Below are 14,072 nucleotides of genomic sequence, written 5' to 3'. Positions count from 1 at the left end.
TCGACGACGAGCGGCTTCACCGGGCGTTGGCCACGATCCTGGGCGTGTGAAGCCAGAAAAAAAGAAATCCCCAGCCAGCTGCGGTTGCACAGTCTGTCTGGGGTTATCCCTGTCGTGTCCGAGAGAGGACTTGAACCTCCACAGCCTATACGGCCACTAGCACCTCAAGCTAGCGCGTCTACCTATTCCGCCACCCGGACAAGGGTTGCGGCCCCATTGGGGCGCGACAAGAAACTGTAGCAGGACTCTTCACGGGGTGACAAACCGAGCCGGAGGCGACTATCCGACCACCACTTGACTACGACTTCGTGGCCGAACGGAGCGCGTTCTGGCCGCCCGAGATGTCGTCGAGCGCCGAGACGATCGGCGCCACCAGCCGCTTCCCGTCGACCTCCAAGATCTCGTCCAGCTGGTCGAGCGTGCGGGGGCCCACCAGCGCGGATGCCACCTGGGGCGCGTCGCGGGCCCACAGCAGCGCCACCTGCGTCGGTGTCAGGCCGAGTCCCTGGGCGGCGTGCGCCACCGCGTCGACGATCGCGGCCGACCTGGGCTGGAGGTACGGCTCCAAGAACCAGGAGAAGTGGGGCGACGCGGCTCGGGAGTCCGTGGGCATCTTGCCGAACCGGTACTTGCCGGTGAGCGCACCGCGGCCCAGCGAGCTCCACGCAAGGATCCCGAGGCCGTGGTACTTCGCGGCCCCGACAACCTCCACCTCGGCCCGACGGGCAAGCAGCGAGTACTCGACCTGCACGGACGAGAGGTGGACGCGACCGGGGAGCGCCTCCTGCCAAGTGGCGGCGGTGGCGGTCTGCCAGCCGACGAAGTTGGAGACGCCGACGTAGCGGACCAGCCCTCGCTGGACGGCGGAGTCCGCCGCTGCAAGGGTCTCCTCGAGCGGGGCCTCGCCCCAGGCGTGGATCTGCCACAGGTCGATGTAGTTGGTGTTCAGCCGCCTGAGCGATCCCTCGAGGTCATCGAGCAGCGCCCCACGCGAGGTGTCGATGACCCGTCGCCCGTCGCGGACCACGAAACCGGCCTTCGTCGCGATGACCAGTTCGTCACGGGGCAGCCCACGCGCGATGGCGCTACCGATGATCTTCTCCGCGGCCCCTGCGCTGTAGGCGGGTGCGGTGTCGACGAGGTTGCCGCCGCCGGCGACGAACGACTCGAGCAACCGACGTGCTGTCGCGGCCTCGACGTCGCGTCCCCACGCCATCGTCCCCAGTCCGATGGGGGAGACGTGCAGACCCGACGATCCCAGAGCGCGCGATTCCATGCCTGCCAGCTTAGGCAGTCAGCACGCCGGTCAGGATGAGCACCGCGACGAGCGCCGCTGTGGCGAGTCGGTAGACGACGAACAGCCGGAAGTTGTGGGTGGAGATGTAGCGCAGCAGCCAGGCGATCACGGCATAGCCGACGAAGAACGAGATCAGGGTGGCGACGATCGTCGGGCCCCACGCGGCGCTCTCGTCGGCGCCGATGTCCTTGAGCTTGTACAGGCCGGAGCCGAAGACGGCAGGCACCGCGAGCAGGAAGGCGTAGCGGGTGGCGGTGGGGCGGTCGTAGCCCAGGAAGAGGCCGCCGGAGATCGTCGCTCCGGAGCGGGAGACGCCGGGGATCAGTGCTGCCGCCTGGAAGAAGCCGAGCAGGATGCCATGCTTCCACGTGAGGTCCTCGAGCTGTCCCCGGTTGCGGTTGCCGACGTGGTCGGCGATCGCGAGGATGATCGCCACTCCGGCGAGCATCGCGACGGTCACCCAGAGGTTCCGCAGCGACGTGTCGATAGCGTCCTGGAAGAGCAGCCCCAGCACGACGATGGGGATCGAGCCGACGATCACCAGCCAGCCGAGCCGCACGTCGGGATCGTCCTTGGGGTGCTTGCCCACCAGCGCGAGGCACCAGCGCTTGATGATCCGGGTGATGTCCTTCCAGAAGTAGACGAGGACGGCCGTCTCGGTGCCGAGTTGCGTCACGGCCGTGAACGCGGCCCCCGGGTCCCGCCCCTCGAAGAACAGCTGGCCCACGATGGAGACGTGGGCACTCGAGGAGATGGGCAGGAACTCCGTGAGTCCCTGAACCACACCCAGGATGATCGCGTCCAGCCAACCCATACGAACTCCCTCCGGAACCAAACCGGACTCACCCTACGCCCATGCGGGTACGTTGGGCACATGTCGATAGTGATCCTCGTCCGGCACGGTCGCTCCACCGCCAACGCCGAGGGAATCCTCGCCGGCCGCGCGGACGGCGTCGATCTCGACGAGCACGGTCGCGCCCAGGCGGCGGGGCTGGCGGAGGTCCTCGTGGACGTGTCGCACGCCTACACGTCGCCGATCGCCCGCTGCCGGCAGACGGCAGAGCTGGCCGGCTTCCCCTCCGCCGTGGTGGTGGACGGCCTCAGCGAGTGCGACTACGGGCACTGGACCGGCGGCAAACTGGCCGACCTCGCCAAGGAGGGGCTCTGGGAGCAGGTGCAGGCACAGCCGTCGCTCGTCGAGTTCCCCGGCGGCGAGACCATGCTGACGATGCGCGACCGAACAGTGGGTGCAGTGCGGGAGATCGTCGGTCGGCACTCCGGGGAGCCGGCCGTCGTGTTCAGCCACGGCGACCCGATCAAGGCGATCCTCGCCGACGCGCTCGCGATCCCCTTCGACGAGTTCCAGCGGCTCGACGTCCCGCCCGGCTCCCTCAGCGTCATCGACTTCTCCGGCGCGAAACCGGTGGTCAGGCTCGTCGGTGGCGGCGTCGACGCCCGCCGCGCCTTCGTGCCGAGTCACGGGGCCACGGTCGGTGGCGGCGTAGGCTAGGCCCCATGCTGAAGGAGTTCCGGCACCCCGACCGCTGCGTCGTCGGGACGGTGGGCGAGCCCGGCCGCCGACTGTTCCTGATCCAGGTGGCGCAGGGCCATTCCATCGCGGCCGTCGCCGTCGAGAAGGAGCAGGCGCAACTGCTGGGCCGCCGGCTGACGGAGATCCTCGACCAACTCGCCGCGCTCGGCGAGCCGATCCCCGACGCGCACGAGCCCCGTGACATGGGCCCGCTCGACGCCCCGCTCTCGGTGGACTTCCGCGCGGGCGCCATCGGGCTCGCCTGGGACGCCGGGCGGATGGCCGCGCAGATCGAGCTCTTCCCGCTGGAGGAGTCGGACTTCGAGACCGACACCACCCTGGTGCAGATCTGGCTGACACCGTCCAAAGCCCGCGAGTTCGCCGCCCGGGCGGAGGCCGTCGTCGCCTCGGGGCGCCCCACCTGCCCGGTCTGCGCCCAGCCGCTGGGGCCCGAGGGGCACATCTGCCCGCGCGCCAACGGCTACCGCAGCCGCCTGTTCCCATGAGCCCGGCGGGGGAGTTGAGGCTACTCGGCCGGCTCGTCGACGCCTCGAACGAGACGTACCTCGTCGCCGACGAGGAGGAAGCGAGCTGGGTCTACAAGCCCGTCGCGGGTGAGCAGCCGCTGTGGGACTTCCCCGACGAGACGCTCGGCCGCCGCGAGGTCGCCGCCTACGCCATCTCCGAGGCGCTCGGTCTCGGCATCGTCCCGCGGACCGTCTGGGGCGACGGCCCGCTGGGGGAGGGATCCCTGCAGCGGTTCGTGGACGGCGTGATCAGCGACGTCGTCGACCTGATCCATCCCGAGCAGGTCACCGAGCACTGGCTGCCCGTCGCGTCCGGCTTCGACCAGGATCGTCGGCCGGTCGTGCTCGTGCACCGCGACGACCCGCGCCTTCGCCGCATGGCGCTGTTCGACGCCCTTGTCAACAACTCCGACCGCAAGGCCGGCCACATCATCGAGGCCGACGGTGCGTTGTTCGGCGTCGACCACGGCGTGAGCCTCCACGTCGACGACAAGCTGCGCACCGTGCTGTGGGGATTCGCCAACCAGCCGTTCACCGACGAGGAGTTGGACGTGGCCGAGCGCTGTGCCGGCCTCGGGGAGCCGCTCGCGCCCGGACTCGCGGACGAGGAGTGGGCGGCGCTCAAGGCCCGCGCCCGCAGGTTGGCCGAGGCGGGTGCCTTCCCGGGGCCCACAACGGGCTGGCCCGCGATCCCGTGGCCGCCCTTCTGAGCTGGTCGACGCGTCGGGCACCCCTTCGCCCTGCGGTAGATTGTGGGCCATGTACTCGTGGGCCCCTACCAGCGTGCCGAGAATCACCCCCTCGACGGCACCGGCGAAGCTGAAGCTGTTCGACACCGCGACGCAGTCGCTCGTGGAGGTAGGCCCGGACAGCGGCACGGCGCGCATGTACGTCTGCGGCATCACGCCCTACGACGCCACCCACCTCGGGCACGCGAACACCTACGTCACCTTCGACCTCGTGAACCGCGTCTGGCGCGACCTCGGGCTCGCGGTCAACTACACCCAGAACGTGACCGACGTCGACGACCCGCTGCTCGAGCGGGCCAAGCAGACCGGCCAGCAGTGGGACGAGCTGGCCCAGGACCAGATCGAGTTGTTCCGCACCGACATGGAGCACCTCCGGGTGCTGCCGCCCGAGCACTACGTGGGCGCGGTGGAGTCCATCGGCATCGTCGTCGAACTCATCGAGAAGCTGGCCGAGACTGACCTCGTCTACCAGGTCGACGACGAGGAGCACCCCGACTGGTACTTCCGCACCAACGCGGTCGACGGCTTCGGCTCGGTGAGCAGGCTCACCGAGGAGGAGATGGTCGACAGCTTCCGCGAGAACGGTGGCGACCCCGACCGTCCGGGCAAGAAGCACCCGCTCGACTCGCTGCTCTGGCAGTTCGCCCGCGTCGGCGAGCCGGCCTGGGAATCCGCGCTCGGGGCCGGACGGCCCGGCTGGCACGTCGAGTGCGTCGCCATGTCGCTCAAGCACCTCGGACCGCACTTCGACGTGCAGGGCGGCGGCCGCGACCTCGTGTTCCCGCACCACGAGATGTGCGCCGCCGAAGCGTGTGCCGCCACGGGCCAGCCCTTCGCGAACGCCTACGTCCATTCAGGCCTCGTCGGACTCGACGGTGAGAAGATGAGCAAGTCCAAGGGCAACCTCGAACTCGTCTCCCGCCTGCGCAAGGCGGGGAAGGACCCGATGGCGATCCGCCTCGCCCTGCTCGACCACCACTACCGCGCCGACTGGGAGTGGACCGCAGACCAGCTCGCCGAGGCCGAGCAGCGCCTGCAGAGCTGGCGCGGCATCCTCAACAACTCCACCGCGATCCCGGCCGACGACACGATCGCCGCCATGCGAACCGCCCTCCGCGACGACCTGAACGCGCCCGCCGCACTCGCCGCCGTCGACACGTGGGTGGCCGCCTCCGCCGCGGTGGACAGCGATGACACGGGCGCGGTCCCGGCCATGGTGGACGCCATCGACGCACTGCTCGGCATCAAGCTCTAGGAGCACCACATGAAGTCCTTCGAAGACCTGTTCGCACAGCTCACCGAGAGCGCGCGCACGCGCCCCGAGGGCTCGGGCACCGTCGCGCGTCTCGACGCCGGCATCCATGCGATCGGCAAGAAGATCGTCGAGGAGGCCGCCGAGGTGTGGATGGCCGCCGAGTACGAGTCCAAGGAGGAGGCCGCCGAGGAGATCAGCCAGCTGCTCTACCACCTGCAGGTGCTGATGCTGAAGCTCGAACTCGACCTCGACGACGTCTACCGCTACCTCTGACCAGAAAGGTCCGACAGTGTCCGAACCCGCACTCCTGCGCGTCGCAGTCCCGAACAAGGGTGCGCTCGCCGAAGCCGCCCGCGACATGCTCATCGCCGCCGGCTACCGGCAGCGCACGGACCCCAAGGAACTCACCCTCATCGACATGGACCACGAGGTCGAGTTCTACTACCTGCGCCCCCGCGACATCGCGGTCTACGTCGGCCGCGGCGACCTGGACGTCGGCATCACCGGCCGCGACATGCTGCTGGACTCCCGCGCGTCGGCGGTCGAGGTCATGGCGCTCGGCTTCGGCGGCTCCAAGTTCCGCTTCGCCGCCCCGTCGGGCTCCGGCATCGACGAGGACTCGCTCGAGGGCAAGCGCATCGCCACCAGCTACGCCGGGCTGCTCCAGGGCTACCTCGACGACCGCGGCATCAACGCCGAGATCGTGAGCCTCGACGGGGCGGTCGAGTCCGCCATCCGGCTGGGCGTGGCGGAGATCGTGGCCGACGTGGTCGACACCGGCACGACGCTGCGCAAGGCAGGGCTCGAGCTGTTCGGCGACCCGATCTGCTTCTCGGAGGCCGTGCTCATCCAGCGCGCGGACCACGAAGAGTCCGCCAGCATCGACGGGCTCAAGACGCGCCTCAACAGCGTCATGGTGGCGCAGAACTACTTCATGATGGACTACAACGTCTCGCAGGCCGACCTCGACGCCACCATCGCGCTCGCGCCGGGCGTCGACGGGCCGACGGTGAGCTCCCTCGCCCGCGACGGCTGGCTCGCCGTGCGGGCCCTTGTCCCGCGCAAGGGCGCCCACCGGCTGATGGACCGCATGTACGACGCCGGCGCCCGGGGCATCCTCCTGACCGAACTGGCGGCGTGCAGGCTGTGAGCGAGGACCTACCCAAGACCCCGGCGACGGAGGCACCGCGCAAGCTGTCGTACATCAGCACGCCGGTGCTCGCCACCGCCGTGATCCTGTCGATGGTGCTGCTCGCGGGGGCGCTGTGGGTCTGGTACGAGCTGGGCCCCGAGATCCGCGCCCAGGTCACGTGGCTGCAGGCCGCCACGCTGTTGTTCTTCGTGATCTTCATGATCGGCGTCATGCTCGCCGTGGGTTACTCGCACGTGTGGGCGGCCGACGGCGAGGTGGTGATCCGCAACGGGCCGGTGATGCGGCGCTTCCGCACCGAGCAGATCGCGGGTCTGCGGCTGCGCAAGGGCGACCCGTGGGCCTACCTGCTGGTCAAGGACCCGGAGGGGGAGGGCGTCCGCAGACGTGCGGTGCTCGCCATCCAGTCGGTGGAGGGTGAGGGCGCGCAGAAGAAGGTCCTCGAGCTGCGTTCCTGGCTGAAGGCCAACGGCGCCTCGAGCGAGGGCGTCCGCCGGGACTGATCAGCCGATCCCGCGGCGGCGGAGCAGCTCCTCGATCTCGCGGTCCTCGTCGGTGAGGCCGTCCTTCGACTTGGCGGGCGCAGGACGGGTCTGCGGCTTCGCCGCAGCTGGCCGCCCTGGCACCTGGGGCCGACCCGCAGCACCGGCGACGGGCCGCTGCGGCACCTGCTGCGCCGGCTTGGGCCCCTTGGGGAGGAACTGCGCGACCACCGCCAGCACGATGCCCGCCCCGACGAGGGCCGCCCCCCACGTCATCGCGTCGCCCCACACCGTCCGCTGCGCCCAGTCGATGATGCTCAGCACGCCGTTGACGGCCAGATCCGTGATGCCGAACAGGTAGAGCCCGAGGGGCACCAGCATCCAGCCGATGCCGCCGACGACCGGGCGGGCTCGGTGGTGGCGCGCCCAGAGGCCGACGGTGATCGCGAGGATCAGGACCATGAGGACGATCGTGACGAGGAGGCTCAGGCTCATGCCCCAAGTTTCGCACATGGGCACCTGCGCGCCGACGCACTAGGGTGGCGGCATGCGCACTCTGGCCGACCCCAACGCCCGTTTCGCCGGAGACGACGGATCCCCGGACCCGCTCACGAGGCAGGCACTCGCCCGGGTCACCGACCAGGTCTCCTACATCCGCGCCCTCGTCGCCCTCTGCTCCAGCCGGCTCCTCATGCCGATCGTGGCCACCGGCGACGAGACGGACCACCCGGACCCCGACCGCCACGCGGAGATGGGGGCCGTGACGCTCGTCAACGAGTCCGGCACCTTCCTCCTCGCGTTCACGGGGCTCGACTCGATGAGCGCCTGGCGCACCGACGTCCGGCCGGTGCCCTGCACGCTCGACGAGCTCTGCCTGACTGTCAAGGAGGGCGGTTCCGACCAACTCCTCATCGACGTGGCCGGCCCCAACTCCCTCGTGGTCGCGGGGGAGGCGCTCGACCTGCTGGCGCAGGGTTACGCCGTCGCCGAGTTCGAGGGAGAGGAATTCGCGTGGGTGAAGTACGCCGACGAGGAGGGCCATCCGGAGGATCCGGCGCCGGACACCCCTGGCGACTGACGCTTTTGGCGCGGGCGCGGGCATCAGGTAGAGTGTCACGAGCAATAGATCGGCTGGACTAGCCCGATCCGTGAAAGTGGAGGCCACTCCCACCCGCGATCCGCTTCGGCGGCCGGGTCGATTACGGCGACTCAGGTCGCCTTGGCCTTCGCGTGCGCGGAGGCCTTTTCTGGTTGATCGCCCAATTCTTACCATGGAGGCGTCATCAGCACTGAACCGCGGATCAACGATCGCATTCGAGTTCCCGAAGTCCGGCTCGTCGGCCCGAACGGCGAGCAGGTCGGCATCGTGCGCGTCGAGGACGCACTGCGTCTCGCCGCGGAGAACGACCTCGACCTCGTAGAAGTAGCTCCCCAGGCCCGGCCGCCGGTGGCCAAGCTCATGGACTACGGCAAGTTCAAGTACGAGGCTGCCCAGAAGGTCCGCGACGCCCGCCGCAATCAGTCGAATGTCGACACCAAGGAAATGAAGCTGCGTCTGAAGATCGACCAGCACGACTACGAGACCAAGAAGGGCCACGTCGTCCGCTTCCTCAAGGGCGGCGACAAGGTCAAGATCACCATCATGTTCCGCGGACGCGAGCAGTCCCGCCCCGAACTGGGCATGGCGCTCCTGCAGCGACTCGCCGCCGACGTGACCGAGTTCGGCTACGTCGAGTCGGCGCCGAAGCAGGACGGCCGCAACATGCTGATGGTCCTGGGCCCCACCAAGAAGAAGACCGATGCGAAGGCGGACCGCGACGCGGACCGTGAACGTCGCATGGAGCAGCGCAGGGAGAACGCCGAGGCCGAACGGGCCGCGGAGGCGCAGCTGCGCGAGAAGGCCGCCGCCGAGAAGGCAGCCGCGGACAGGGCTGCGAAGAAGCGTCGCGGACCGGCCGACAACATGGACCCGGACATCGATCTCTGATCGACTCGTCCACACCACCCAACGAAAGATAGAAAGCGAGCACTGGCATGCCGAAGATGAAGACGCACTCCGGCGCGAAGAAGCGGTTCAAGACCACCGGGACGGGCAAGATCCTGCGCCGTCAGGCGAACCTTGGCCACCTCAACGAGCACAAGTCGTCCACGCGGCTGCGTCGCCTCAAGGGCAACGTCGAGACCGTGCAGGTCGAGGCCAAGAAGGCGCGCAAGCTGCTTGGCAAGCACAAGGGCCGCTGAGCCACCTCTTCCCCCACCCAAACGTTTTCCTAAGGAGTCACCATGGCACGCGTGAAGCGTTCCGTTAACGCGCACAAGAAGCGCCGTGAAGTTCTCGAGCTCGCGTCCGGCTACCGCGGCCAGCGCTCGCGTCTGTACCGCAAGGCGAAGGAGCAGCTGCTCCACTCCGCCACCTACTCGTACCGCGACCGCCGCGCCAAGAAGGGCGATTTCCGCTCGCTCTGGATCCAGCGCATCAACGCTGCGGCACGCGCCGAGGGCATCACGTACAACCGCTTCATGAACGGCCTGAAGAACGCCGGCATCGAGGTCGACCGCAAGATCCTCGCGGAGCTCGCCGTCAACGACGTGGCCGCGTTCAACGCGCTCGTCGCCGTCGCGAAGGACAATCAGGCTGCCGCAGCCTGAGCCCGCCGTGCGCCACGAACCGGACGCAGCGCTCCCGGTCGGGGTGCTGCGTTCGGTTCGTCGTTTGACGCAGCGCCGTGGCCGGGACCTCGGTGGCAGGTTCCTCGTCGAGGGACGCCAGGCCGTGCGTGAAGCACTGGCCGGCACGTCCATCGTCGAGGAGATCATCGTCGACGACCCCGCGAAGCACGCCGACCTGCTCGCCTCCGCGAGCGTGCCGGTCTGGCGCGCCGACGACCAGGCGATGCGACAACTTTCGGACACCGTCACGCCCCAGGGCATCATCGCGGTCTGCCGCCAGTTCAGCTTCGGCTGGGAGGACCTGGGCGAGGCGCAGCTGATCGTCATCTGCGCGCAGGTCCGGGACCCGGGCAACGCCGGCACCGTGATCCGCTGCGCAGACGCCTTCGGCGCCGACGCGGTCGTCCTCACGAGCGGCTCCGTCGACATCTACAACCCGAAGGTCGTGCGCTCCACCGTCGGCAGCCTGTTCCACATGCCGATCATCACCGGCGTGGACCTCAAGGAGGCCGTCGAACACGCGCGCGGCCTCGGCATGCAGGTGCTGGCGGCCGACGGCGACGGGTCGCCGCTCGACCTGAAGCAGCTCGGCGGGGGACTGGCCCGTCCCACCGCCTGGATCATGGGCAACGAGGCGTGGGGCCTTCCGGAAGCGGATCGCGCCCTCGCCGACGAAGTCGTCGCCGTCCCGATGTGGGGCGGCGCCGAGAGCCTCAACCTTTCGAGCGCGGCAGCGGTGTGCCTCTACGCCACCGCCACCGCGCAGCGTCGAAGCTAGGAGAAGGAGTGCCCGATGAGTGGGCCCAATGACAACTACGACCCGAAGCAGGTCGCGGCGCTCAGCCCCGAGGTCATCGACGGGTACGTCGCCGACGCGCTGTCGGCGATCGAGGCGGCGGGCAGCAGCGAGGAGCTGAAGCAGGCCCGCCTCGCCCACAACGGCGACCGCTCGCCCCTCGCGCTCGCCAACCGCGAGATCGGCGCCCTTCCGCCTGCCGCCCGCAAGGAGGTCGGCCAGCGGGTCGGCCAGGCCCGCAGCCAGGTGGCCCGCGCCATCGCCGCCCGCCAGGAGGTGCTCGCGGACCAGGAGTTGGCTAAGGCGCTCGTCGAGGAGCGCATCGACATGACGCTCCCCGTGCAGGTCGTCCCGCAAGGCGCCGTGCACCCGGTCACCGCGATCATCGACAAGATGGTCGACGTGTTCGTCGCGCTCGGTTACGAGGTCGCCGAGGGTCCCGAACTCGAGGCCGAGTGGTACAACTTCGACGCCCTGAACCTTCCGTCCGACCACCCCGCCCGCGGCGAGCAGGACACCCTCTGGATCGAGCCGATCGAGGACGCGAAGCTGCTACGCACGCAGACCTCGCCGGTCCAGGCGCGCGAGATGCTGACCCGTGACCTCCCGCTCTACATCGTGAGCCCCGGCAAGGTCTACCGCTCCGACGAGTACGACGCGACGCACCTCCCGGTGTTCCACCAGCTCGAGGGCCTGGTCATCGACAAGGGCATCTCGATGGCGGACCTCCGCGGCACGCTCGACCACTTCGCCAAGGCGATGTTCGGCGACGTGGCCACCCGCATGCGCCCGCACTACTTCCCCTTCACCGAGCCCTCGGCCGAGGTCGACCTCGAGTGCTTCGTCTGCCACGGCGAGTCCGTCGGCAACCCCGACCGCCCGTGCCGCACCTGCCGTTCGGAGGGCTGGATCGAGTGGGGCGGCTGCGGCGTCGTCAACCCGCGCGTCCTGCGCGCCTGCGGCATCGACCCCGACGAGTACTCCGGCTTCGCGTTCGGCATGGGCATCGAGCGGACCGTGATGTTCCGCAACGGCGCCCCCGACATCCGTGACTTCGTCGAGGGCGACATCCGCTTCAGCCGTTCCCTACTTGGAGGTGCAAGGTGAAGGCCCCGATTTCCTGGCTCCGCGAACTCGTCATGCTGCCCCCGGACACGACGACCTCGGACATCGCCGAGCGCTTCACGAACGCCGGCCTCACCGTCGAGCGCATCGAGTCGATCGCCGCGCCGGTCACCGGCCCGCTCGTCGTCGGCCGGGTGCTGAGCTACGTCGACGAGCCGCAGAAGAACGGCAAGGTCATCCGCTACGTCCGCGTCGACGTGGGCGACCACAACGACCCCGCCTCCGACGAGTACCCGGCCAGCCGGGGCATCGTCTGCGGCGCGCACAACTTCGCCGTGGGTGACCTCGTCGTGGTCGCGCTGCCGGGGGCGGTGCTGCCGGGTGACTTCGTAATCTCCGCGCGCAAGACCTACGGCCACGTCTCCGACGGCATGATCTGCTCGGAGGTCGAGATCGGGCTGGGCGACGACCACGACGGCATCATGGTGCTCGACCGCGGCACGCCCGGCGAGGACGCGACGGAGGTCCTCTGGGCCGCCGACGAGGTGCTCGACATCGACGTGACCCCGGACCTCGGTTACGCGCTCTCCATGCGCGGCCTTGCGCGGGAGGCGGCGATCGCCCACGGCGTCACGTACACCGACCGCTACCGCACGTCGCTGCCCGAGCCGACCAGCGAGGGCTACCCGGTCGAGCTCCGCACGCCGCACTGCAGCGCCTTCACCGCCCTGACGATCGACGGCGTCGACCCGGCCGCCCCGTCGCCGAAGTTCATGGTCGACCGGCTGCGCGCCTCCGGCGTCCGGTCGATCTCGCTCGCCGTGGACGTCACCAACTACGTCATGCTCGAGTCCGGGCAGCCGCTCCACGCCTACGACGCGCAGAAGCTGTCCGGCCCGATCGTCGTGCGCATGGCCGAGGAGGGTGAGTCGCTGACCACGCTCGACGGCCAGGTCCGCGAGCTGCACGTCGAGGACATGCTGGTCACGGACGACTCCGGGCCCATCGGCCTGGCGGGGGTCATGGGCGGCGAGAACACCGAGGTCTCGGACGCCACCACGAGCATCGTGCTGGAGGCGGCGACCTTCGACGCGACCACCGTCTCCCGCACGTTCCGCCGTCACGGACTCTTCTCGGAGGCGTCCAAGCGGTTCGAGCGCACGGTCGACCCCGCGCTCAGCTACGCGGCCGCGAAGCGCGCGGCCAAGTTGCTCACGCAGTACGGGGGAGGACACGTCACCGCGGAGACCTTCGTCGGCAGCCACCCGGAGCCGCACGTCGTCCGCCTGCGGGCGGGTCTCGTGCCGGCCGTCCTCGGCACCTCGATCAGCGACGACGAGATCATCCGCATCCTGTCGGCGTCCGGGGTCCGTGTCACGGCGTTGGGCGACTCGCTCACGCTGGAGATTCCCACCTGGCGGCCCGACCTCGTCGAACCGTACGACATCGTCGAGGAGGTCGGCAGCAAGTACGGCTATGACCGGATCGGCCTGCGCGTCCCCACCGCCCCCGCGGGCGGCGGACTGACGCCGCGGCAGCGCGCCCGCCGGGCGGCCATCGCGGCTGCGGCCCACCTGGGCTTCACCCAGACCATGAGCCTTCCGTTCATGGCGGGCGAGGACCTGGACCGCATGGGGCTCGCCGAGGACGATCCCCGTCGCAAGGCGGTGCGGTTGGCCAACCCCCTGTCGGACGCCCAGCCGTTCCTGCGGACCTCGCTGCTGCCCGGGCTCTTCCACGTCGTCGCCCGCAACCTCTCGCGGTCGCTGACGGACCTGGCGATCTTCGAGGTCGGGTCCGGGTTCTACGACTTCGGGACCACCGCCGCGCCGCGGCCGGACGTCGCCAGCAGGCCGAGCCCCGACGTGCTCCAGCAGCTCGACGACTCGCTTCCCACGCAGCCGGAGACGCTGGTGGGCATCGTGACGGGGGACTGGCTCCCCGCGGGATGGCACGGGCCGGCGGTGAAGGCCGACTGGACCCACGTCGTGGCGCTGGCCGAGACGGTCGCCGCGTCGGTCGGGGTGACGCTCACCCGTCGCCAGGTCGGCGACGCGATGCCCTGGCACCCTGGGCGCACCGCGCAGCTGCTGGTCGGCGACGAGATCCTCGGCTTCGCCGGGGAACTGCACCCGTCGGTCATCGCCGCCTTCGACCTCCCGCCGCACACCTGCGCCGTCGAGTTCAACCTCGGCGACCTGCTCGACCTCGCCCCGCAGGGTGGCCGGATCGGCCACCTGAGTGGGTTCCCGGTCGCGAAGGAGGACGTGGCGCTGATCGTCGACCGCGACGTCCCGGCCGCCGACGTGGAGCGTGCGCTCGTCGAGGGTGCAGGTGAACTGCTCGAGTCGATCGCGCTCTTCGACGTGTACACCGGCGACCAGGTCGGCGAGGGCAAGAAGTCGCTGGCGTTCGCGCTGCGCCTACGCGCCGATCGCACGCTGACCGATGCCGAGGCCGCCGAGGTGCGCCAGGCGGCCGTCGCCGAGGCCGTCGCCCGATTCGGGGCGGTGCACCGGGCCTGATCCCGACGCAAGGAGGGCCGTGGGT

Annotated in this window: 17 protein-coding genes and 1 tRNA gene; 14 read left to right on the top strand and 4 right to left on the bottom strand. The window is 69.7% G+C overall.

The features are described from left to right. Positions 1 to 115 precede the first annotated feature (115 nt). The 3 genes from BLR46_RS05165 to BLR46_RS05155 all read right to left on the bottom strand — a co-directional run bounded on the left by BLR46_RS05165 (position 116) and on the right by BLR46_RS05155 (position 2,111). Positions 116 to 200: transfer RNA gene (locus tag BLR46_RS05165), tRNA-Leu, on the bottom strand. Between the two features lie 98 nt (positions 201 to 298). Then, positions 299 to 1,276, bottom strand: coding sequence for an aldo/keto reductase (locus tag BLR46_RS05160; RefSeq protein ID WP_093249646.1), 978 nt, complete (start codon positions 1,274 to 1,276; stop codon positions 299 to 301). A gap of 10 nt (positions 1,277 to 1,286) precedes the next feature. Then, on the bottom strand, positions 1,287 to 2,111 hold the full coding sequence (locus BLR46_RS05155; protein ID WP_093249644.1) for an undecaprenyl-diphosphate phosphatase: 825 nt from the start codon (positions 2,109 to 2,111) through the stop codon (positions 1,287 to 1,289). 60 nt (positions 2,112 to 2,171) lie between these two features. Between BLR46_RS05155 and BLR46_RS05150 the strand changes: the two genes are divergently transcribed. From BLR46_RS05150 to BLR46_RS05120, 7 genes are read left to right on the top strand one after another with little or no spacing between them, the layout of a single operon-like run. After that, positions 2,172 to 2,807 carry a histidine phosphatase family protein gene (locus BLR46_RS05150; protein ID WP_093249643.1) on the top strand — a complete coding sequence of 212 codons (636 nt, stop codon included), beginning with the start codon at positions 2,172 to 2,174 and terminating at the stop codon, positions 2,805 to 2,807. Positions 2,808 to 2,812: 5 nt separating this feature from the next. Further along, complete coding sequence (locus BLR46_RS05145) at positions 2,813 to 3,334, top strand: DUF3090 domain-containing protein (RefSeq protein ID WP_093249640.1); 522 nt, start codon at positions 2,813 to 2,815, stop codon at positions 3,332 to 3,334. Next, a complete protein-coding gene (locus BLR46_RS05140; protein ID WP_093249639.1) occupies positions 3,331 to 4,065 on the top strand; it encodes an SCO1664 family protein in 735 nt (244 codons plus the stop codon). The genes BLR46_RS05145 and BLR46_RS05140 overlap by 4 nt, the downstream gene beginning before the upstream one ends. A gap of 49 nt (positions 4,066 to 4,114) precedes the next feature. After that, positions 4,115 to 5,359 carry a cysteine--1-D-myo-inosityl 2-amino-2-deoxy-alpha-D-glucopyranoside ligase gene (gene mshC, locus BLR46_RS05135; RefSeq protein ID WP_093249636.1) on the top strand — a complete coding sequence of 415 codons (1,245 nt, stop codon included), beginning with the start codon at positions 4,115 to 4,117 and terminating at the stop codon, positions 5,357 to 5,359. Positions 5,360 to 5,368: 9 nt separating this feature from the next. Beyond that, positions 5,369 to 5,632 (top strand): phosphoribosyl-ATP diphosphatase, encoded by a 264-nt coding sequence (locus tag BLR46_RS05130; protein WP_093249635.1) that lies wholly within the window; start codon positions 5,369 to 5,371, stop codon positions 5,630 to 5,632. 16 nt (positions 5,633 to 5,648) lie between these two features. Continuing rightward, complete coding sequence (gene hisG / locus BLR46_RS05125; protein WP_093249634.1) at positions 5,649 to 6,509, top strand: ATP phosphoribosyltransferase; 861 nt, start codon at positions 5,649 to 5,651, stop codon at positions 6,507 to 6,509. After that, positions 6,506 to 7,012: a hypothetical protein gene (locus BLR46_RS05120; protein WP_093249632.1), complete on the top strand. Its 507-nt coding sequence runs from the start codon at positions 6,506 to 6,508 to the stop codon at positions 7,010 to 7,012. Before hisG ends, BLR46_RS05120 begins: the two co-directional genes overlap by 4 nt. On the opposite strand, the gene BLR46_RS05115 is transcribed toward BLR46_RS05120, so the two are convergent. Further along, positions 7,013 to 7,486, bottom strand: a complete 474-nt coding sequence (locus BLR46_RS05115; protein WP_093249631.1) for a hypothetical protein — start codon at positions 7,484 to 7,486, stop codon at positions 7,013 to 7,015. A gap of 52 nt (positions 7,487 to 7,538) precedes the next feature. On the opposite strand from BLR46_RS05115, the gene BLR46_RS05110 reads away from it, so the two are divergent. The 7 genes from BLR46_RS05110 to pheT all read left to right on the top strand — a co-directional run bounded on the left by BLR46_RS05110 (position 7,539) and on the right by pheT (position 14,047). Next, positions 7,539 to 8,069, top strand: coding sequence for an SseB family protein (locus tag BLR46_RS05110; protein ID WP_093249630.1), 531 nt, complete (start codon positions 7,539 to 7,541; stop codon positions 8,067 to 8,069). 204 nt (positions 8,070 to 8,273) lie between these two features. Next, positions 8,274 to 8,978 carry a translation initiation factor IF-3 gene (gene infC / locus BLR46_RS05105; protein WP_093249629.1) on the top strand — a complete coding sequence of 235 codons (705 nt, stop codon included), beginning with the start codon at positions 8,274 to 8,276 and terminating at the stop codon, positions 8,976 to 8,978. A gap of 47 nt (positions 8,979 to 9,025) precedes the next feature. Beyond that, positions 9,026 to 9,232, top strand: coding sequence for a 50S ribosomal protein L35 (gene rpmI, locus BLR46_RS05100; RefSeq protein WP_093249626.1), 207 nt, complete (start codon positions 9,026 to 9,028; stop codon positions 9,230 to 9,232). Positions 9,233 to 9,274: 42 nt separating this feature from the next. Further along, the gene (gene rplT, locus BLR46_RS05095) at positions 9,275 to 9,640 is read left to right on the top strand and encodes a 50S ribosomal protein L20 (RefSeq protein ID WP_093249625.1); all 366 of its coding nucleotides are present in this window, start codon (positions 9,275 to 9,277) and stop codon (positions 9,638 to 9,640) included. Further along, the gene (locus BLR46_RS05090; protein ID WP_218118385.1) at positions 9,627 to 10,439 is read left to right on the top strand and encodes a TrmH family RNA methyltransferase; all 813 of its coding nucleotides are present in this window, start codon (positions 9,627 to 9,629) and stop codon (positions 10,437 to 10,439) included. Before rplT ends, BLR46_RS05090 begins: the two co-directional genes overlap by 14 nt. A gap of 15 nt (positions 10,440 to 10,454) precedes the next feature. Continuing rightward, a complete protein-coding gene (pheS, locus tag BLR46_RS05085) occupies positions 10,455 to 11,564 on the top strand; it encodes a phenylalanine--tRNA ligase subunit alpha (RefSeq protein WP_093249623.1) in 1,110 nt (369 codons plus the stop codon). After that, positions 11,561 to 14,047 (top strand): phenylalanine--tRNA ligase subunit beta, encoded by a 2,487-nt coding sequence (pheT, locus tag BLR46_RS05080; protein ID WP_093249620.1) that lies wholly within the window; start codon positions 11,561 to 11,563, stop codon positions 14,045 to 14,047. The genes pheS and pheT overlap by 4 nt, the downstream gene beginning before the upstream one ends. Positions 14,048 to 14,072: the final 25 nt, after the last annotated feature.

The organism is Tessaracoccus oleiagri (genome assembly GCF_900103275.1).
Classification (GTDB): Bacteria; Actinomycetota; Actinomycetes; order Propionibacteriales; family Propionibacteriaceae; genus Arachnia; species Arachnia oleiagri.
Note: the sequence above shows the minus strand (reverse complement) of the source record. Positions and strands in the feature narration are given on the sequence as shown.